The sequence below is a fragment of the Streptomyces brasiliensis genome (assembly GCF_014647875.1).
In the GTDB taxonomy this organism is placed as follows: domain Bacteria; phylum Actinomycetota; class Actinomycetes; order Streptomycetales; family Streptomycetaceae; genus Streptomyces; species Streptomyces brasiliensis.
In genome coordinates, this window is sequence record NZ_BMQA01000003.1 from 116,378 (window position 1) to 134,228 (window position 17,851).

General features: G+C 69.4%; 23 protein-coding genes. 21 read left to right on the plus strand and 2 right to left on the minus strand.

Translation table 11 applies throughout. The annotated features are described in order from the left end of the window. Positions 1-123: 123 nt before the first annotated feature. Complete coding sequence (locus IEZ19_RS06420) at positions 124-633, plus strand: ATP-binding protein (RefSeq protein ID WP_189310024.1); 510 nt, start codon at positions 124-126, stop codon at positions 631-633. Between the two features lie 62 nt (positions 634-695). Here the strand turns inward: IEZ19_RS06420 and IEZ19_RS06425 are convergent, their stop codons facing one another. After that, positions 696-1,196 (minus strand): SAM-dependent methyltransferase, encoded by a 501-nt coding sequence (locus IEZ19_RS06425; protein WP_189310025.1) that lies wholly within the window; start codon positions 1,194-1,196, stop codon positions 696-698. Between the two features lie 72 nt (positions 1,197-1,268). Next, positions 1,269-2,657 carry an NsdA family TPR-like regulatory protein gene (locus IEZ19_RS06430; RefSeq protein WP_189310026.1) on the minus strand — a complete coding sequence of 463 codons (1,389 nt, stop codon included), beginning with the start codon at positions 2,655-2,657 and terminating at the stop codon, positions 1,269-1,271. Between the two features lie 189 nt (positions 2,658-2,846). Between IEZ19_RS06430 and IEZ19_RS06435 the strand changes: the two genes are divergently transcribed. The 20 genes from IEZ19_RS06435 (at position 2,847) to IEZ19_RS06530 (ending at position 17,842) form a co-directional block, all read left to right on the plus strand. Beyond that, entirely contained in the window at positions 2,847-3,338 is a 492-nt protein-coding gene (locus IEZ19_RS06435) for a DUF6415 family natural product biosynthesis protein (protein ID WP_229840006.1), read from the plus strand. Positions 3,339-3,437: 99 nt separating this feature from the next. Continuing rightward, positions 3,438-4,955, plus strand: a complete 1,518-nt coding sequence (locus tag IEZ19_RS06440; protein ID WP_189310027.1) for a sensor histidine kinase — start codon at positions 3,438-3,440, stop codon at positions 4,953-4,955. Between the two features lie 69 nt (positions 4,956-5,024). Next, positions 5,025-5,540, plus strand: a complete 516-nt coding sequence (locus IEZ19_RS06445) for a roadblock/LC7 domain-containing protein (RefSeq protein WP_189310028.1) — start codon at positions 5,025-5,027, stop codon at positions 5,538-5,540. Continuing rightward, positions 5,537-5,941 carry a DUF742 domain-containing protein gene (locus IEZ19_RS06450; protein ID WP_189310029.1) on the plus strand — a complete coding sequence of 135 codons (405 nt, stop codon included), beginning with the start codon at positions 5,537-5,539 and terminating at the stop codon, positions 5,939-5,941. The genes IEZ19_RS06445 and IEZ19_RS06450 overlap by 4 nt, the downstream gene beginning before the upstream one ends. A 52-nt stretch (positions 5,942-5,993) precedes the next feature. Next, a complete protein-coding gene (locus IEZ19_RS06455) occupies positions 5,994-6,581 on the plus strand; it encodes a GTP-binding protein (protein ID WP_229840007.1) in 588 nt (195 codons plus the stop codon). Beyond that, on the plus strand, positions 6,581-7,222 hold the full coding sequence (locus IEZ19_RS06460; protein ID WP_176119295.1) for a GAF domain-containing protein: 642 nt from the start codon (positions 6,581-6,583) through the stop codon (positions 7,220-7,222). The genes IEZ19_RS06455 and IEZ19_RS06460 overlap by 1 nt, the downstream gene beginning before the upstream one ends. A gap of 87 nt (positions 7,223-7,309) precedes the next feature. Continuing rightward, positions 7,310-8,563, plus strand: coding sequence for an acyl-CoA dehydrogenase family protein (locus IEZ19_RS06465; RefSeq protein WP_189310030.1), 1,254 nt, complete (start codon positions 7,310-7,312; stop codon positions 8,561-8,563). Positions 8,564-8,691: 128 nt separating this feature from the next. Then, positions 8,692-9,183, plus strand: a complete 492-nt coding sequence (locus IEZ19_RS06470) for a LuxR C-terminal-related transcriptional regulator (protein ID WP_229840008.1) — start codon at positions 8,692-8,694, stop codon at positions 9,181-9,183. A gap of 74 nt (positions 9,184-9,257) precedes the next feature. Beyond that, positions 9,258-9,830: a carbohydrate kinase family protein gene (locus IEZ19_RS06475; protein ID WP_189310031.1), complete on the plus strand. Its 573-nt coding sequence runs from the start codon at positions 9,258-9,260 to the stop codon at positions 9,828-9,830. Continuing rightward, positions 9,827-10,402: a DUF6624 domain-containing protein gene (locus IEZ19_RS06480; RefSeq protein WP_189310032.1), complete on the plus strand. Its 576-nt coding sequence runs from the start codon at positions 9,827-9,829 to the stop codon at positions 10,400-10,402. Before IEZ19_RS06475 ends, IEZ19_RS06480 begins: the two co-directional genes overlap by 4 nt. A gap of 73 nt (positions 10,403-10,475) precedes the next feature. Further along, entirely contained in the window at positions 10,476-10,943 is a 468-nt protein-coding gene (locus IEZ19_RS06485) for a DUF6082 family protein (RefSeq protein ID WP_189310033.1), read from the plus strand. A gap of 59 nt (positions 10,944-11,002) precedes the next feature. Next, positions 11,003-11,413 carry a 6-pyruvoyl trahydropterin synthase family protein gene (locus IEZ19_RS06490; RefSeq protein ID WP_176119290.1) on the plus strand — a complete coding sequence of 137 codons (411 nt, stop codon included), beginning with the start codon at positions 11,003-11,005 and terminating at the stop codon, positions 11,411-11,413. After that, positions 11,410-12,153, plus strand: coding sequence for a 7-carboxy-7-deazaguanine synthase QueE (locus tag IEZ19_RS06495; RefSeq protein WP_189310034.1), 744 nt, complete (start codon positions 11,410-11,412; stop codon positions 12,151-12,153). The genes IEZ19_RS06490 and IEZ19_RS06495 overlap by 4 nt, the downstream gene beginning before the upstream one ends. Positions 12,154-12,209: 56 nt before the next feature. Continuing rightward, positions 12,210-12,839, plus strand: a complete 630-nt coding sequence (gene folE / locus IEZ19_RS06500; RefSeq protein ID WP_189310035.1) for a GTP cyclohydrolase I — start codon at positions 12,210-12,212, stop codon at positions 12,837-12,839. Continuing rightward, the gene (locus tag IEZ19_RS06505) at positions 12,836-13,663 is read left to right on the plus strand and encodes a hypothetical protein (protein WP_189310036.1); all 828 of its coding nucleotides are present in this window, start codon (positions 12,836-12,838) and stop codon (positions 13,661-13,663) included. Before folE ends, IEZ19_RS06505 begins: the two co-directional genes overlap by 4 nt. Then, positions 13,660-14,739: a hypothetical protein gene (locus tag IEZ19_RS06510; protein ID WP_189310037.1), complete on the plus strand. Its 1,080-nt coding sequence runs from the start codon at positions 13,660-13,662 to the stop codon at positions 14,737-14,739. The genes IEZ19_RS06505 and IEZ19_RS06510 overlap by 4 nt, the downstream gene beginning before the upstream one ends. Then, on the plus strand, positions 14,736-15,428 hold the full coding sequence (locus tag IEZ19_RS06515) for a dTMP kinase (protein ID WP_189310038.1): 693 nt from the start codon (positions 14,736-14,738) through the stop codon (positions 15,426-15,428). The genes IEZ19_RS06510 and IEZ19_RS06515 overlap by 4 nt, the downstream gene beginning before the upstream one ends. A 36-nt stretch (positions 15,429-15,464) precedes the next feature. Next, entirely contained in the window at positions 15,465-16,394 is a 930-nt protein-coding gene (locus tag IEZ19_RS06520) for a DUF2797 domain-containing protein (RefSeq protein WP_189310039.1), read from the plus strand. A 60-nt stretch (positions 16,395-16,454) separates the two neighbouring features. Continuing rightward, positions 16,455-17,300 carry a class I SAM-dependent methyltransferase gene (locus tag IEZ19_RS06525; RefSeq protein ID WP_189310040.1) on the plus strand — a complete coding sequence of 282 codons (846 nt, stop codon included), beginning with the start codon at positions 16,455-16,457 and terminating at the stop codon, positions 17,298-17,300. Continuing rightward, positions 17,297-17,842 carry an NUDIX domain-containing protein gene (locus IEZ19_RS06530; RefSeq protein WP_189310041.1) on the plus strand — a complete coding sequence of 182 codons (546 nt, stop codon included), beginning with the start codon at positions 17,297-17,299 and terminating at the stop codon, positions 17,840-17,842. The genes IEZ19_RS06525 and IEZ19_RS06530 overlap by 4 nt, the downstream gene beginning before the upstream one ends. The last annotated feature ends 9 nt before the right edge of the window (positions 17,843-17,851 follow it).

Consider the following 17,851-nt stretch of genomic DNA (forward strand, 5'->3'; position numbering starts at 1 on the left):
CCTCTGTTGGTGGGCGGAATCCAATCATGGCCTCAATTCCCCCCTGTACTTTCCCCCTTGACATATTTTTCCCCCTCTGGATTCCCCTGGTCGACGGCGTCGCCGCGCGGTGCCATAGCCCACATGACCAGGCTCCAAGAGGCGGCCCCGCCCGGCGGGGGCATCCGTAGCTGTGCGGATACAGCAGGCGCGTCATGCGTCAGGCCAGTTCAGGAAGATGAGCCCGTCGCATGGGAGAGGGCAGAGGTACCGGCGGCATCCCATGCCTGTCAGGCGGCCCTTCTCCCCGACCTCGCGAAGGTCGGGGAGATGCGGCGCATAGCCAGGGCGTTCCTGCGGCGGTGCCGTGTTTCGGAGCCGGTGGCGGGGTTCGTCGTACTGGCCGTTTCGGAGCTGGTCACCAACGCCGTGGTCCACGGTGAGGGCGAAGTCGTGCTCCGCATCACGGTGGGCGTCGACGTGGTGCGTGTCTCGGTAACCGACCACAACCCGGCGCCCGCTGTGCTCAAGGAAGCCGGACCCGACGGTGAATCGGGGCGCGGGATCCGGCTGGTCGATGCGATCTCAGACGCATGGGAGAGCAGCGGCGAGGAGACGTGGTGTGAGTTCCGAGACGCGAGGGCTGCAGCTTGAGCCAGACCTCCAGTTGGTTGCCGACGATGCAAATGGCAAGCCGGGCAGCTCAGTCGCTTCTGTCATACAGGGCGCTCCGAGGGCCGTTCGCCCGCCTTCGCCCAGTAATTCGGTTCGAGCATCTCGCCGGGCCAGGCGGGCTGACGGATCGGGCCACGAGGCCCCATCTGTTCGAAGTACGGTGCCAAGTCGATCACGGGCGTTCCGTCTACAGCGTCGAGATCGGTGACCAACAGGTCCCGCCCCTCGACCTTGAGCAGCCGCGGGTAGCTGATCGCCAGTTGATTGGGACGCCGATGGTTGCGGTGGACGAAAGTACCGGTCGACGGCCAGTCCGGATTCCCGCGGGGGCTGCGTGCGTGGAGCTGGACGTCTTCCGGTCGCGCCAGGTGGAAGAGCCAGGTCACCGTCAGATGGGAAAACTCTTCGATTCCCTGCAGCGTCTCAAGGGGGTACGCCTCGTTGAGTCGGATGACCGACTCGACTCCGCCCTGGTAATCGTCCTGAACGCGGGTGTGGCCCCCGACCACCGTTGCGATCGATTCGACCTCGTACGTTGCCATCGGCGCTCGTTCCTCTCTAACGGGGTCGCGTGTTCAGCATCTGCCGTCAATAGCTGCGGACGTGCCCGGTGGTTAGCCTATGGCGCGCAGCATTTCCCGCGCCCGGCGGTCCAGTTCGGCGACGTGGCGGCCACCACGTTGCCGCACAGGCGAGAGGTCGCTCTGCATGCGGACGATGACGTCGCGGGCGCGGCCGGACTGGACGCCAGCCATGGCGTACAGTGCTTGTCCCCAGGTACCACATGCCTCATCGAGGCGTCCCTGCTGGACCTGGACAGCACCGAGGTAGCCGAGCGTCACACTGTGGGTACGGGCATACTGCTGCCGCCGGCGGGTGGCGACGCTGCGCTGGAAATGCAACTCCGCGTCGAGAGGATTTCCCAGGTCCCGCAAGGCACACGCAGTCTCGTGGGCGAGGGAGGCTTCCTGGAAAAAGCTGACGCGGTCGGGGGCATCCTCGTTATCGGTACGTGCGAGGTCCCTCTCCGCGCGACTGATGGCCGCGAGAGTGCCGCGGCGGTCGCCGCCGGCGGCCAGGGCGCGGGCATGGACTACCGCGAGCAGGGCCTTCTCCCGCGAGCTGGCCTGGCCGTAGTGGGTGCGGGACATGGAGGCGTCGGCCAGGTCGAGCGCTCTGCGTGGGTGCCCGAGGTCGACTGCTTGATGGGCGAGGGCACGCAGGATGTGGCCGCCCAGCGGTCCGTCTGCGGCTTCGGCCGCAATGCGTGCGGCGAGGGTGAGGTAGCGCTGGGCGGTCCGATGCTCGGAGGCGTCGAAGGCCATCCAGCCGGCGAGGTAGGTCATCTCTGCCACGGCCGAGTACGTATCCCGGCGGTGCTGTTCCGTTCGGAACCTGCTGCCCAGGAGCGGCACCGCTTCGTCGCGAAGATGGCCGGCCAGGGCCGAGCGCCCCGAGGCTCCACCGCGCTGCTGGTCCCTCGCGGAGTAGAAGGTGGTCAGTTTGCGGACATCGTCGATGTCAGCCTGAGTCACCAGCCGGGAGGAGACTGCAGGGCGCGAGGCCGCCGCGGCCGGGGCGGCTGCCCACCATGGAGCGGCAGGCAGGACGAGGCCGGCGGCCGAGTACGCGGTGGTAGCCAACAGCTTGCGTCGGTGCATATCCAGATCGTCGCTTCCCAGCTCGGCCAGCACGGTCAGAGGGTCGACGCTCCAGTCAGAACTACTGTCAGTGGATCCTGTCGGCCCATCTTCCAGTCCGAGGTCAGCGAGGGTGAGGCGTCGGCCGAGCCTGCGGGACAGCGTCTCACGCAGGATATGAGGCGCTCGTCCACTGGGCTTCGTGCCCTGGACCCACATGGCGATGTGGGAGCGGGAAATGGCCTCCAGTTCGCGTACACCGCTCTCCGCGGCAACGCGAGCGACCGCGGCGGCTGCTTGGGGCTGGGACCAGCCCGCTTCGCGCAGGAGCGCGGCAAGGGCGACGTTTCTCTCACGGGCCATGTACTGCCCCTCGGTTCCGAAATGATCTTTGACGCCTTTGACGGCCTTGAGGGCCGCGTAGGCATACCCCCTGACAGGGATTCGCGGTTCGCTCAACGTAGCCGCAGGATCACTCACCTTGCACGTCAGTTGCCTGCGGTGCACAGCGTTCCTCGCTCAAGTTGGCTTGATTCACCTAGGAGTTGCGTCATGCGTCCCTCGCTGGCCCTTCGCCGGGCGTGCCAACTCAGTGATCAGGGAAGGAGAAGCCACGCCCATGGTGAGCCCATCCTGCGACGGGACCCGGCGGCCTCGGCGACGGAAACGGTGGCGCTCGTGCTGGGCGAGGACTCGCCGTTACCCGATACTGCCGCCGACGTGGAGGACCTCGCACTGCGGCTGCGAGGACACGTCAGCCAGCTCGGAGCTCTGACGCCTTCGCAAGAGCCAGCCCTGCTCCGTGCGCAGCAGCTCTGTTCGGGCGGCCTCCCCGATGGCTACATGCCCAGCAGGGTTCATCTGGTCAGGCTGGCCGAGGCGACCCAAGACCTTATCGCTGCCGTGCAGGCCCACGACGTGGCCCCTGCGAAGTCGGTCCAGAGACGGCGCTGGTGGAAGCCGCCGATCAACGTGCTGCGCGGCGCGGTCTTCGCTCTCGCCCTCGCGTGCGTGGTTCTGGCCGCGTCGGTGCCCCGGACATGACCGCCGCCGAGGCAGTTCTGATCGCGCTGATTCTCGGTCCCATGGCGTGGCTGGCTCTTCGCAGCACGCCTAGCCACCCCCACCCTGACGAGGATTCCCATGCCTGACAGCGCCTTTGCGGCAGGGCCGGCCGCCACCGGCCACCGCCGACGGCGGCCTCCGATCGACGCGTTCACGCTGCACCATGTACACCGCGCCGTCGCACTGCCCCTAGTGCTCCTTGCCGCACTGCTGGGTGCCGCCTTCATCCTCTGGTCGGTGCCCGTGGTGGGCCCCGGCTGGCTCCTCGCCGGCCTCGTCTGCGGACTGGCGGGGGTCGCCACGCTGGCGGCCCGCGGAGCGCGAACGGCTGCAGGGGCCGTGCAGGCGGCTGCGGAGCATGCCCAGGCAGCGGCACTGGCAGCGATCGCAGGAGCAGCGGCGGCCGTCGAAAAGTCGGTGCAGTGGTCGGCAGACGAGCTGTGCCGCGGGGGACGGCCGCCGCTGCCGGACCTGCAGGTGCCACCATCGGCCAATCCGAACGCCGAGATCAACAAGGCATTGAGTGGCGTCCAGGTGCAGGTCATCGCGTCGCTGATACGGGTGCACGACGAGTCCCAGTCCGTCGTCCTCCTGGAAGTGCTGCGTCGCCTGGCCATGCGCGAGCACGCGCTGGTCGGCAAGGCGCTTGAGGCACTGAGCCAGCTGGAGATGCTGACCGACGACCCGGAGCTGCTCGCCAAGATCTTCGAGATCGATCACCTCGTGACGCGGATGCGTCGTCAGGTCGAGAGCACAGCGGTGCTGGGCGGGCAGTCCCTGCGCAGCGTGCGTCGGCCCGTTCCCGTCAAGAGCGTGCTGCGCGGCGCCGTCTCCGAGGTCGTGCAGTATCCGCGGGTGGCGGTTGCGGCCGGGTCCGTGGGCGCGGAGCTGGGCCTTCCCGGCCATGTGGGTCCGGACCTGACGCACCTGCTGGCTGAGCTGATCGAGAACGCCTGTGAGTGTTCCGATCCGGCTACGAAGGTGATGGTGCGTGCGCAGCGGGTGGCGAACGGGCTGGCGGTCGAGGTCGAGGACCGGGCCATCCCCATGCATCCGCAGACGCGGGCGCAGATGAACCACCTGCTCCAGGCCCCCGACGAGGTCGACGTCAGCGGCCAGGTGCGAGCGGGGCAGCTCGGCTTACTGGTCGCCGCGAAGATCGCCCAGTCGCACGGGCTGTCCGTTCTCCTGCAGGAGAACGTGACGGGAGGTACCACCGCCCTGGTGGTCATCCCGGCACGGCTCCTAGTAGCGATTCCCTCCGTCGACGATGCGAGCGCGCTGCCCCAGGACGCCCGCCCCTTGGCGCCGCAACCGCAGCAGGTTGCCGCGACTCCAGCCGCCCCGAGGCCGGGGCAGGTCCCACGCCCCGGTACCGCAGGGGCGCCGGAAGCCGCACAGCCAGGTCACTCTGCTGATGCGCCCGCCCTTCCCACGCGTAGACGCCAGGCCGGCACGTTCCATCCGCCACACGTGCGGGAGCAAGCCCCCGTGACCGCGGCAACGCCAGGGCTCGCAGCCGCCTTCCGCACCGCCATCCAGGCCGGCGGGCAAGCCGGTTCTCCCACCGCTTCGACAGAGCACCCCAGTCCCTGAACCTCGTCCCTCCACGTTCCCGGTGGCCGTTACATCCGCTGGCCCTTCCCCCCTTCTGGAGCGATCCCTATGAGCACCCACCCCGCGATGAACAACGTGACCGGCGACGCACCCGCAACCGAGACAACGGCAAGCGGACAGCGGGACAACATGGCGTGGCTGCTGCGGCAGTTCGCCTCCGACACGACGGGCGTCACGCACGCCGTCCTGCTCTCGCGGGACGGACTACGGCTGCTGGACAGCGACGTCGACAAGGACTGGGCGGACGAACTGTCGGCCGCTATCAGCGGAGTGGCCTCACTCGCGGCGAACATCACCGGTCCCACCCACAAGAAGAGGCCGGCGAGGCAGGTCGTCATTGAGCGAGACGACTGTCTGATCTTCGTCCAGAGCTCCGGTCGCAGCGCGGCCTTCGAGGGCCATCCCGGCAACGAACGGGGCGTGGTGGACACGGTCCTCGCGGTGATCGCGACCACGGACGCCGATGCCGGCACCGTCGGGTTCGAGATGGGGCGCCTGGTGCAGAAGTTCGCCCCCTACATGCAGATTCCCGTCCGCGTCGGCACGGGTGATGAGGTCCGGTGACCGTACACGGCAGCGCGGCCGAGGATTCGACGTTCGTGCGGACCTACACCCTGACGCGCGGTCGCACCCGGCCACGGCATCTGCTCGGCCTGGACACGGTGCTGGATGCCGGACCCGGGCGGCCCGGCCCGGGCCAGGCCGAGGAATGCGCAGAGATCCTCGCCCTGTGCCGGGAGCACCGGCGTTCGGTGACCGAGCTGGCGGGCCGACTCGGCCGTCCCGTAACCGCCGTCAAGATCCTCATCTCCGACCTCCTGGACGCCGACGCCCTGGTCGTCCCTGTCACCGCCTATGCCGCGTCCGACGCGCATGCACGTCCCTCTGCACAACTGCTGGCGGCCCTGTCTGCCGGCCTGAAGAGGAAGTGGCCCGATGCCATCGCCTACCCCCAGGCCGGGTGACCCGGCCGTGGTACTGCGGCCGTCGTCGCGCCCGTGTACCGGTGCACCGACCGTGCTGAAGGTCGTGATCGCTGGCGGTTTCGGCGCGGGCAAGACCACCGCCGTGGGTGCCGTCAGTGAGATCACGCCGCTGAGCACGGAGGAGTACCTGACCGAGGTGAGCGCGGACGTGGACAGCCTGGCGGGCGTCGAGGCCAAGCAGACCACCACGGTCGCCTTCGACTTCGGTCGCCTCCACCTGCCCGACGCGCCCGTGCCCCTGGAATTGTTCCTGTTCGGCACGCCCGGCCAGGACCGGTTCGTCGACCTCTGGTACGACCTTTGTCGCGGAGCCGTCGGCGCGGTCGTCCTGGTCGACACCCGCCGCCTGGAAAGCAGCTTCACCCCCGTCGGTTTCTTCGAGGACATCGGCCTGCCCTTCGTCGTCGCGGTGAACCAGTTCGACGGAGCACATCGTTACCACCCCGAAGAGGTCCGCACCGCCCTCGAACTGCCCGCCTCTGTGCCGGTGGTCACCTGCGACGCTCGCGATCCGAACCACGTCGCTGGCGTCCTGCTGACCCTCGTTGGCCACGCCTTGAAGAGCGCATCGGCAAGCCCCGCTCGCCCCGCATCCACTACCACCTTTCAGGACGCCTGATGTCGTATCAGCCCAACGATCCCTACCGCGCGCGGCAGACCGCCCCCCTCACGCAGTCGCTGCCGCGACGCACCATGCGGGAGGTCACCCATGGGCCATCCCTCCCCGCCGGCGCCGCCGTCCCCGTCCCGCAGGCCCAGCAGGCGAGCGAGCTGGCGCAGCGGTACGAGCTGCTGGATCGCCTAGGCGTGCCCACCGCTGCCAGCGAGGACTTCGACGAACTGGCCCGCGACATGGCAACACAAGCCGGGTTCCTGTACGGCTTCGTCAACCTCTTCCTGGAGGAGCAGACCTTCGTCGGGCTGCACCAGCCGTCCGCGGACAGCGGGTACGTCATCGTCGGCCGCACCATGAGCCGCGACCACGGCTGGTGCCCGGAGGTCATGGCCCGCAAGAAGGCCCTTCCGCTGCACGACGTGCACGCCAGCCCGCGCTTCAGCGGCAACCCCGTGGTCGACGCGGTCGGGATCCGCTCCTACTTCGGTGCCCCGCTCATCCACGACAGCGGCACCGTGCTGGGCACGGTGTGCGTCATCGACCCCGAGAAGCGGCCCCTGAGCGAGGCCCGACGGCTGAGAGACATCGTCATCAACGCCGGCGTCCGGGTGATGGACCACATCGCCCGCGCGCCCGTCCGCTAGTCCGTTGCACGACCCCCCACCCGGGAGCCGCAGGCGATCCCCGGCCGCTCCACCGTGCGACCTTCATCCAGGGAGAGGGAGAGGACCATGCCCGCCACACCCACCACGCCGCCGCCGGCGCTGCGCCCCTATCTCAACGCCCGCCACGAACTGCTGTGGGACGAGGCGGACGCCTTCGCGGCCGAGCACATCGCGCCGCGCGCCGCACGCATGGAGGCCGCCCCCGGCAGGGTGGAGCGCAAGGTCGCCGACCTGATGGCCGCACGACGCTGGTTCGCCGTCAGCGTCCCGTCCTCCTTCGGCGGGCTGGACGCCGGACACGTGGCCAAGACAATCCTCGTCCACCGCATTGCCCGCGTCTCGGCGGCTGCGGCGGCCATCCTCCAGGCCACGCTGATCCCCGTCGGCGCCCTGCTGCACTTCGCCACCTACGAGCAGAAGGGCCGCTGGCTGCCCCGCGTAGCGGACGGTTCACTGCTCTTGTCGATCGCCGTGACCGAACCGCGAGCCGGCGGACACATCGGCGGCATCGAGACCATCGCCGAGCACGTCGGCAACGAATGGGTGATCACCGGCAGCAAAATCCACATCGGGAATAGCCACCTCGCGGGAGCCCACCTCGTGGTCGCCCGGACCGCCAAGGCAGGCGTGAGCACCTCCCAGGCGCTGACCGCGTTCATGGTCGAATCCAAGCGCCGAGGGCTCTCAGTCGCCGACCACCGTCCCGGCCTCGGCCTGCACGGCTTCTCCGCCGGCCGCCTCGACCTCGATCATGTCCGCGTCCCCGAGGAAAACGTGGTCGGAGAGATCGGCCAGGGGCTGGGCGTAGCGCAGAGCAGCAGCATCCTGTACGGCCGTCCCAACCTGGCCGCAGTCAGCCTGGGAATACACGAGGCAGTCGTGGCCACCTCGACCGCTTACCTCAAGACGCGCTCCCGCTACCGGGGCGCCCTCTCCGATCTGCCGGTTCTGCGGGACCGCATCGGTGACATGGAGGCCCGCCTGCGCGCCGGGCGAATCCTGGCCTATCAGTCCGTGCACCTCCTCGACCAGGGCCTGCCCTGCGACACCGACCTGATCAACGCCAAGTACCTCGGCCACCAGTGGGCGATGCAGTCAACCCAGGACGCCATGGAGCTGCACGGCGCCCATGCCCTCAACGGCGACTACATCCTCCAGCGCCTGTGGCGCGACATCCAGTTCACCTACCCACCGGCCGGAACCGGCGAAGTCCAGCGCATACGCCTCGCCGACGCCGCCTTCGACGAGGCCCACATCCAGTGGTCAGAACGTCTCGCCGCCGAAGCGGCGTGGGCCCGCCCCGACCCGACAGCCGCATGAGCCCCCGTGTGCGGCGCCCCGTGAATCCAGACCGCCGCGCACGGGCCCGTGTCGCCGGCCCCCGTCCCCCGCGGGGTCCGGCGACACCCCACCCGATATCCCTCAACCCAGCCGCGAAAGAGACACCCGTGACCCCGCGCATGACGACCAGCGCACCGATCACCCCCCTGACCCCGACCCAGCAGCGCGTCGCCCAGCACCTCGTGGACGGCCTCGGCCCTCAAGAGATCGCCGCGAGGACCGGGCTGTCGGCCGTGACCGTCCGCCAGTACGTACGCGACATCCGGGAGAGCCTCCACTGCCCGCCCCGCTGCAAGCCCCCGGTGATCGTGCACTTCCTGTGCAACGCCCGGCAGGTCGCTCCGCCCACAACGGACAGGCCAATGCCGGAACTCAGTCCAGAGCAGCAACTGTTGCTGCGGGCGGTCGCTGAGCACAGCAATCCCAGCGACATTGCTGCCATAGCCAAGATCGCGCCCGCCGACGTGCGAGCCGCACATGACGAACTGCTCGACAAGACGGGGGCGGCCAACACCACCCAACTTGTCGCCTGGGCCCACGCGTGGGGCCTGCTGGGCGCCAGGCGGGCCACCACGATGGAGAGCGGAGCGAGCCAGTGAATGCCTCACCCGCTTCTGCGGCCATCGAGTCCTCCCCCGCGCCTCGAAGCCAGTGCGCGAAAGGGTTACCGGCCGTGTACGAGATGCGGTCGTTGCGCACCGACGCCGAACGGGACGAGGCCGCGGCCCTCGTCCAGGACCGTCAGCGCTGGCTCGCCATGCGCGGGGTGCCTACACCCGCCCGGTCCGATATCCCGGCCCTGTTCCGCGCCCCGCAGGTGAAACCGGCTGGACTGTTCGAGGACGGGCTGCTGCTGGCCTGCATGATCCCGCAACGCGGGCCCGACCTCGGATGGGGCGAAGGCCCGTGCCTCTTCCTGGACTGCGTCCACACCCTGCCCGGTCACTCCGATGACACCGTCCGGCTGATCACTCTGTGGGCCTCCGACTTCGCCGCCCGGCTCGAGGCACCGCTTGTGCGGGCCGAGGCCATGGCCCGCCATCCTCTCGACGTCGATCCGATCGCCACATTCCTTCGTCGGCTCACCGACATGGGCTGGGACGTCCGTGGATCGGGCACCGGACAGCACCATGAGCGAGTCGCGCGCCTCGAACTCACCGCTGAGCTTCGGCCTGGGCTGAGCGCGCTCATCGGCTGCCAGGTCCACGAGCCGCAGTCCGCCGCCGACCAGCGGAGTATCGCGTGAGGACCGCGGAACCGCTGCGGCCGGACCTCGCCCGCGAACTCATCGCCCGCGCCGCACAGTCGGCAGCACGCCGGGCCAGACGCGTACCCAACCAGCTCGACGCCGTCCACCTCGGCCAGGACCGTCACCCTGAGCATGCCGACACCAAAGTGCTGCGCCGCATCCTGGCCGAACATGACTGGCCCGGCCACCGTCTCGTGGGCCCCGACGCAGCACGTGCCGCCTGGAGCATCGCTCTTCACGCCGACGACGAACCCGACTTCCAGCGGGCGGCCACCACCCTTTTGAAACGTGCGGTCCAGGACGGCGATGCGCGCATCCAGCACTGGGCCCACCTTCACGACCGCGCCCTGGTCAACAGCGGGCGCCCCCAAGAGTTCGGGACGCAACTCGTCCTCAGCGCAGCAGGGGTGGAGCTGTGCCCACTGCGTGCGCCGCAGTTGCTGGACCAGCGAAGGGCCGCCGTCGGACTGCCGCCGATCGCCGTCGCTTTGGACACTGTGCGCCGCCGGTACGCCCTGGATCGCATTGTCGGCGGCTCATTGGCCGTCGTGCTAGCGGGGGTCGCATGACGCAGCGAGCCCCGCAGGTTTCCACAGACCCGCCCTCGCCCCAGATCACTCTGCGTGAAAGGACCGTTAAAGCATGAAACTCACCACCGCCGTCCTCGCTGCCGGCGCCGCGGTTTCCCTCGCCACCGTCGTGGTCGGAGCCGCCCGGCCGAGGCAGGACGCGCGGCACCAGGCCGAACGAAATGAGGCGACCGTCGCGCGCAACCAACTCGACTGGCTGACGCAGATGTCCGCCAACCTTGACCTCGCCAAGCTCTGGACGCCCGAGGACCTGGACGTCGAGGAGTACATGCAGCTGCTGAAGGCCAACCAGCTCATCTGCATGCTCAGCCTGCGCGACCGCCTCGGCTTCGTCCGGGAAGGGCGTCTGCCGTTCTACGCCTCGAAGCTGATGGAGAGGGACGTCTGCCAGCGGTACTGGGCCCGTTTCGGGGGCCTCCGCGCTCAGGAGGCCGAGGGCGACGAGCGCGCCGAGCACTTCACCAAGGTGCTGGACAAGGCCGCGAAGAACCACCTGGGGGCACAGCCCGTAGCCGCCTGAAGAGGCGGCTGCCCCACCCTGCCCGAATCAGCCACACCCTCACCTCTCGGAGAAATCGAATGGGCTTCACTGCTGTTCCACTACCGCCCGGCAATTTCACCATCGGTAAGAAGTTCGCCTTCGAGGCTGGCCATCGGCTTCCCCGGCTGCCGCATGGGCACAAGTGCTCCCGCCAGCACGGGCACAGCTACGAGGTTGAGGTCATCCTCACTGCATCCGCGCTGGAGGATCCCGGCTTTGTCACGGACTTCGGTGCGCTCGCCCCGTTCAAATCGTTCCTGGACACCGAGCTCGACCACCACAACCTGCACGAGATCCTGCCCTTCGAGCCCACCTCGGAGCGCCTGGCCCAGTTCCTGGCCGGCTGGTTCGTTCAGAACCTCCAATCGGAGATCCCCGGCCGCCTTGTCGCCGTCCTAGTCCGCGAGACTGCAAGCAGCTGGGCCCGCTTCGATGTGGTGGGCCAATGACCACAACCAAGCCGCTCAACCTCGAACCGGAAGCTGCCGAAGGCGAAGCCCTGATCGTCGCGGAGTGCTTCGGTACCGAGGTGCCGACGTTTCAGGGCGAGGGCCCAAGCTGCGGACACCCGGCCCTGTTCATCCGCCTGTCCCGGTGCAACCTCACTTGCACGAGATGCGACACGAAGTACACCTGGGACTGGTCTCGGTTCGACCCGCACGAGGAGTCGACGAGGCAATCCGTCGCGGGCCTGGTGGCCTGGGCCACGTCTTCACCGGTCGAACTGGTCGTGATCACCGGCGGCGAGCCGTTGATCCAGCAGGCGCGACTGGTGCCTCTCGTCCGGGGACTGATAGCAGCCGGCAAGCGGATCGAGTTCGAGACGAACGGCACCATCGCGCCCACTCCCGAGCTGGTGGCCGACGGGGTCCGGTTCAACGTCTCGCCCAAACTTGCCAGCTTCGGCGTGAAGGAGACCAAGAGCATCGTGCCAGCCGCGCTGGAGGCGTTTGTGGCCTCCGGGCGGGCGGCGTTCAAGTTCGTCGCTTCCACGGTGGACGACCTCGACCGGATCGCCGAGCTGGCCAACGCCCACCGGCTCGCGCCGGTGTGGGTGATGCCGGAGGGCACCACCCCCGAGGTGATCACCGCGACTACCCGGGCCCTGGCGGACGGGGTCGCGACCCGGCACTGGCACTTCACCACCCGCCTTCACGTGTTGGCCTTCGCGGACGCCCGAGGCCGCTGACCGCACGCGACTCCACGCCCCATCCGTTCCCCAGTTCCCGGAAACGAGAGACGCCCATGACGACCTCTATCGCCAGCCCTGCGGCGGCGCCGACGGCTGCCGTCGCCGGGCCCACTGCGGTCATCGACACCGGCCGGGTCGCCGGCCTGATCCACCAGCTCTTGGTCGAGCTGGGCGAGGACCCCGCCCGCGAGGGGCTGACCGGCACCCCGGACCGCGTCGCGGCCTGGTGGAGAGCCTTCCTGTCCCCGGACGGCGCCGAAACGGCCACCTGCTTCACCGAGTCCCAGCTGGGTGGTCAGCTGGTCATCGTGGGCGGCATGAGCGTGTGGTCGCTCTGCGAGCACCACATGCTGCCCATGAACTTGCAGGTCACGGCTGGATACGAGCCGGATGGCGAGGTGGTGGGCCTGTCGAAGTTCGGGCGGATCGCCCAGCACTTCGCCGGCCGACTGCAGGTCCAGGAACGCTTCACCCGCCAGGTCGCCGAATACCTCAACGGCGTGATCGGACACGAGAACATCGCCGTCGCCGTGCGCGGCGTGCACCTGTGCATGAGCATGCGGGGCGTACGGATGGAGGAGGCTCGCACCACCACGGTGCACTCGGGCGGGCGCTTCGGCACCGACCCCGTCCTTTCCCAGCAGTTCCTCACCCTCACCACCGGCCTGTGGGGGGCGTCGTGATCCCCACCGCGGGCATCGACTTCTCCGTCATCGCTCCGCCTGCCTACCTGAAGAACTTCGTCGCCCAGGAGCCGGCCCGCGTCCACCACGTGGCCGCCCAGCACGTGCTGTCCGACGAAAGCTACCGGGCCTTCTTCGCTCACGAGGCCGAGCGCGGCGCCGCGATCATCATCGACAACGGGCTCTTCGACCTCGGCTACGCCCTGCCGGCGGAAAGCCTCGTCGAAGCCGCGCTGGCGGTGTCCGCGAGGGAGATCATCCTGCCGGACGTCGTGCGGGACGGGACCGCGACCTTGAAGGCGAGCGAGAAGGCCGCGCGAGAGATCCGGAAGCTGTCCGGCGACGCATTCCGGCTGTGCGCGGTCCTGCACGCCGCGGACGACGACGAGTGGCTGCGCACCTACGACGCCTTCGTGACCAGCGGCTGGGCCGGGGCCATCGCCCTGCCGGCCTCGCGTCGACCGGATCCCGACGAGCAACTGTGCCGCACCCGCTGGTTGGCGACCGCCTACCTGCAGGATCGCGGCCTGGTCGACGATCTGCTCATCTACCGGCTGCTCGGTCTGGGCCGGACCGGGCACCTGGAGCTGATCGAGCAGCGCGAGCACGAGTGGATCTCCTCCGTGGACGGCGCAGCCCCGGTCATCCTCGGCGCGATGGGCGTCGCCCTGCTGCCCGAAGGGCCGTACGAGAAGCCCTCCACGCCCCGCATCGAGAAGCTCGGCCCGATCCCCGAAGACCGGTTCGACCTCATCCGGAAGAACATCTCCGTCGTTCGCGCGGCGGCCGGCAGCACCGTGACGATCGCCGAGGAGCACCGATGACGCCCTTACTCGCCGACCCGACCCCCGGACTCCTGCGCGCCGCCCCGATCGAGCCGGCCGGGCACACTATGACCCACGCGAGGCTGCTGCGCTACCTGGAGATCAAGGTCCACCACCTCATCCAGGACCAGGACTGGGACAGCATCCGCGTCATCGGCGGCTACGACCGCACGGCGGTGATCTCGCGGTACGAGAAGACCGGGAAGCTGTTCAACATCGAACGGCCCACCGCAGAGATCCACGGCCGTGACCTCATCGTCAAGGCGTTCCCCGGAGCCGACTACGTCCAGCACTACGCCCTGATCATCGCCACGTATCTGGCCATGGCCGGCCGCCCCGTCGGCACCGTCACCTATCAGCCGCCCGAGCAGGAGGAGTGCCGAACGGCGCTCGACGCGCTCGACCTGGAACTGGACGGCGACCTGGTGATCGTCGGCTGGGGCCTTCAGTACCTCGCTCCCGAGAACGGAGTGTGGACCCGCGGACCCGGCTACGCCTGGCAGCGCCTCGACGTCGCCGGCCGTCGCGTGGTCTACCTCGGGTTCCTCCACAGCATCTGGGGAGACGTGGCCGGACGGGTCGTCACGCGCCTTGCCGAACTCGGCGCAGGCGACGTCGTCTACGTCGGCAAGGTCGGCTCGCTGACCCCCGGCGTCGAACCGAACGCCTGGCTGGCGACCGGCAACACCAGCCTGGTACGCGGGGCGATGGTGAGCTGGGACGACTTCTTCGGCGACTACGCCGCCGCCCACGATGGGGTGCGCAGCGGCCTGCACGTGTCCTCCCCGTCGATCCTGCTGGAGAACCGCGACTGGCTGGCCCAGCACACCGCCTCGTACGCCTTCGTCGACCCGGAGATCGGCCCCATGGGGGCGGCGGCGCGCCAGGCGGGGATCAGATTCGGTTACCTCCACGTCATTTCCAACAACCTCGCCACGCACTATCCCGCCGACCTGTCCAATGAGCGTCACAGCGACGTCCTGCGCCAGCGCGCCGTCCTGGTGGACCGCATCCGCACCATCATCACCGGCCGCCTGACCGCCAGCCCGACCCACCCCCTGGGAGAATCCCGATGACGGCGAACGCGCCGACCACCACCACAGCCGGGAAGCTGATCACCTTCGTCGGTGGTGACGGGGCCGGCAAGTCCACCCTCGCCGCCCGCCTGCACCAGGCCCTCAACGACGCCGGCCACACGGCAGTCCTCATCGGCAAGCACAGCACCGACGTCCGCCGGGACCCGGAGCTGTCCGCCTACCTCGACCGCCTCAACGAGCTGGTCTACCGGCGCGACGCCGACGTCGCCCAGGCATGCGGCGACCACTACTGGCTGCTTGCCCTGGCCTCCTGGTACACCCTGCAGGACCGGCTCGTCATCCAGCCGGCCCTCGCCGCGGGAACCCACGTGATCCTCGACAACGCGCACCACAAGATCCTCGCTCGGTACGCGGTCAACCCCGAGGTCTCCCCCCGCCTGTGCGAGCAGGTCTTCGCGCATCTCACAAAGCCGGACCTGGTGTTCTTCCTGAACATCGGTGCCCGCGAGGCTCTCGTCCGCAAAGGCTCGTTCACTTCCCTGGAGGCCGGCCACGCCGGCGGCGGTGACGAGGACTTCATCCGCTACCAGGACACCGTCCTGGACCAGATGCGCGAACAGGCGGAGCGCGGCGCCTGGCTGACGCTGGACGTCGCCCAGTTGGACCGCGACCAGGTCTTCAAGGCCGCCGCCGCTGCCCTGGCCGACCGTCTGCGCCTGACCGTCTAAACCGGCCCTCCCTCCCCGATCGACAAGGAACGCACCATGGACCAGGCCCTGCCCGCCAGCGGGACATACGTCTGTCACGGCATCACCTGGGCGAGCGCAGACCCCCGTCTTCTGCTCGCCCCCGTGACCGGCGGACCACTCGTCTACGCCCCGGTCGTGGGCAGGCGCCTGAGTTACCAGGTGAGCGGTACCGGCCGGTGGTGCACCGGCCGGTACCGGTTCGCCGACCGCGTCCGCGTCGAGGCGGTCGCCTGCCCTGACCGGGCCCCGGCCGAGGCCGGCGGACAGTGCCCGGCCTGCGCCGGGCGGGACGACTTCCGCTTCGCCCACCGGTTCCACTCCGGCGGGCATGTTCCCGACGCCCTGGCGGCGTACATGGCCCAGCCGCACTGGCTGTACCTGGCGACGTTCGCCGACGGCACCACCAAGATCGGCACCGCGGCCGAACCCCGTAAGCGCTCCCGCCTCGACGAACAGGGTGCCCTGATCGCTACCTACCTCACCCGGAGTGCTGACGGCCGCGCCGTGCGGTTCCTGGAGGATGCCCTCACCCGCCACCTCGGCCTGACGCAGACCGTGCGAGCCGCGGCCAAGCTGACGGCCCTGGCCGAGCTGCGCGACCTCGCCCCGGCCGGTGCCGCCCACCATCAGCACCTCGACCGCGCCACCGCGGCCCTGAGCGGCCTGAACGTCCCGGCCACACCGGAGCCGTGGACGCCGCCCGGCGAAGGCGAACTGCTGCGGACGCCAAAGACCGGGCGCGCCTTGTACCCGCACGACCCACGCTCCGGTGAGCACGGGTTGACGGTGCTCTCCTGCCTCGGCTCCCAGGTCCTCGCCACCCTCGACGGCGACGGTGAACAACTGCCCTACCTGCTCGACCTCGGCACCCTCAAGGGCCGGCGCATCGTCCTCGGCGCACAGTTCTCCTCACCGCCCGCCGCCGTACAGTCCGCGCTCTTTTGACCCTGCCCGAACACCCGGCCTGCACTGCCGGGCCGCTCTGAGAAGCGAGGCCACAGCAACATGGCACCCCAGGACGCCATCCTCGGCTGGGACGAGGACAGCAACGCCGAGGCATACAACGCCTTCACCCGCGCCCATCCCATGTACGACGCGACCAGCCGCGACCTTGCCCGCCGAGGCCATCTGGACAACGCCAGCCTGGTGGTCGACCTGTGCGGCGGCGCCGGCGCGACCGCCCGCGCGATCCTCGACCTGATCCCGGCCTGCGCTCGGGTCGTCTCCGTCGACAACGCCGCCGCGATGCAGCGTGTCGGCCGCCGCACCCTGACCGACGCCCGCCTGACCTGGATCACTGCCCCGGCCGAACGGCTCGCCGACCACCTGCACGCCAACAGCGCCGACGCCGTAGTGTGCAACTCCGCGATCTGGAAGACCGACACCGCCGCAGTGTTCGCAGCCGTCGCCCACATCTTGCGCCCAGGCGGGCACTTCGTCTTCAACATCGGCGGCGGCTTCGCCGGCGTCCGGCACCCCGACGAACTGTCCACCCGCACCGGGCCTTCCCTAAACGCCCTCATCCGCCAAGTCGCCGCTGAGACCCACGGATACACCCCACCGCCGCGCGACGCGGACAGGCCGCCGAAGCTTCCGATGAAAACAGTCACCGAGCAGCTGACCGCAGCCGGACTGACTATCGTCGGCACAGAGCTCACCGCCCAGCACAGCACCATGGCCGAGAAGAAGGCGTGGCTGTCCATCCCCGTCTTCGCGCGGCCCGAAGGCGACTTCACCCACGCCCAGCGGATGCATATCCTCGACACCGCCTACGCCATGACAACCCCCGACGCCCCGGCCGTGACGAGCTGGCTCGTCGTCGTCGCCCAACGGCCGGAGGCCACCGCATGACCCCGGCCGCCCCGGCTCCCGACGGCGGGGCCCGCCTCTGTGACCACGCAAGCGTCGGGGTACTGATCTCCTCCCCGAGCGGCCTGCTGGTCTTCGAGCGGGCGATTCCTCCGGCCGGAATCGCCCCGGTCGCCGGCCACGTCGACGAGCATGGCGGCCCCGAGCAGGCCGCCCGCGACGAAGTCACCGAAGAGGTCGGTCTTACCGTCACCCACCTGCACCTGCTGCTGGACCAGTGGCGGCCCAACCACTGCCACCGCACGCCCAGCGGTCCGGTCGGCCACCACTGGTGGATCTTCCAGGCCGAGGTTTCCGGGTCGCTGTGCCCCTCGCCCCGGGAGGTCCGCGCCCCTCGGTGGATCCACCCGGCCCAGCTGCAGCAGCACGCGCTGCGGACCACCGCGCACGCCAACGGGTACCTGGGCCGTGAGGAGTTCGAGCGCGAACCCGGCCTGGAGCCGGTGTGGTGCCGCTTCCTGCACGACCTTGAGCTCGTCAGCCTGCCCTCGGCCGACCTCGACCGGATCGAGGCCCTCCTGTGAACGGCGGCC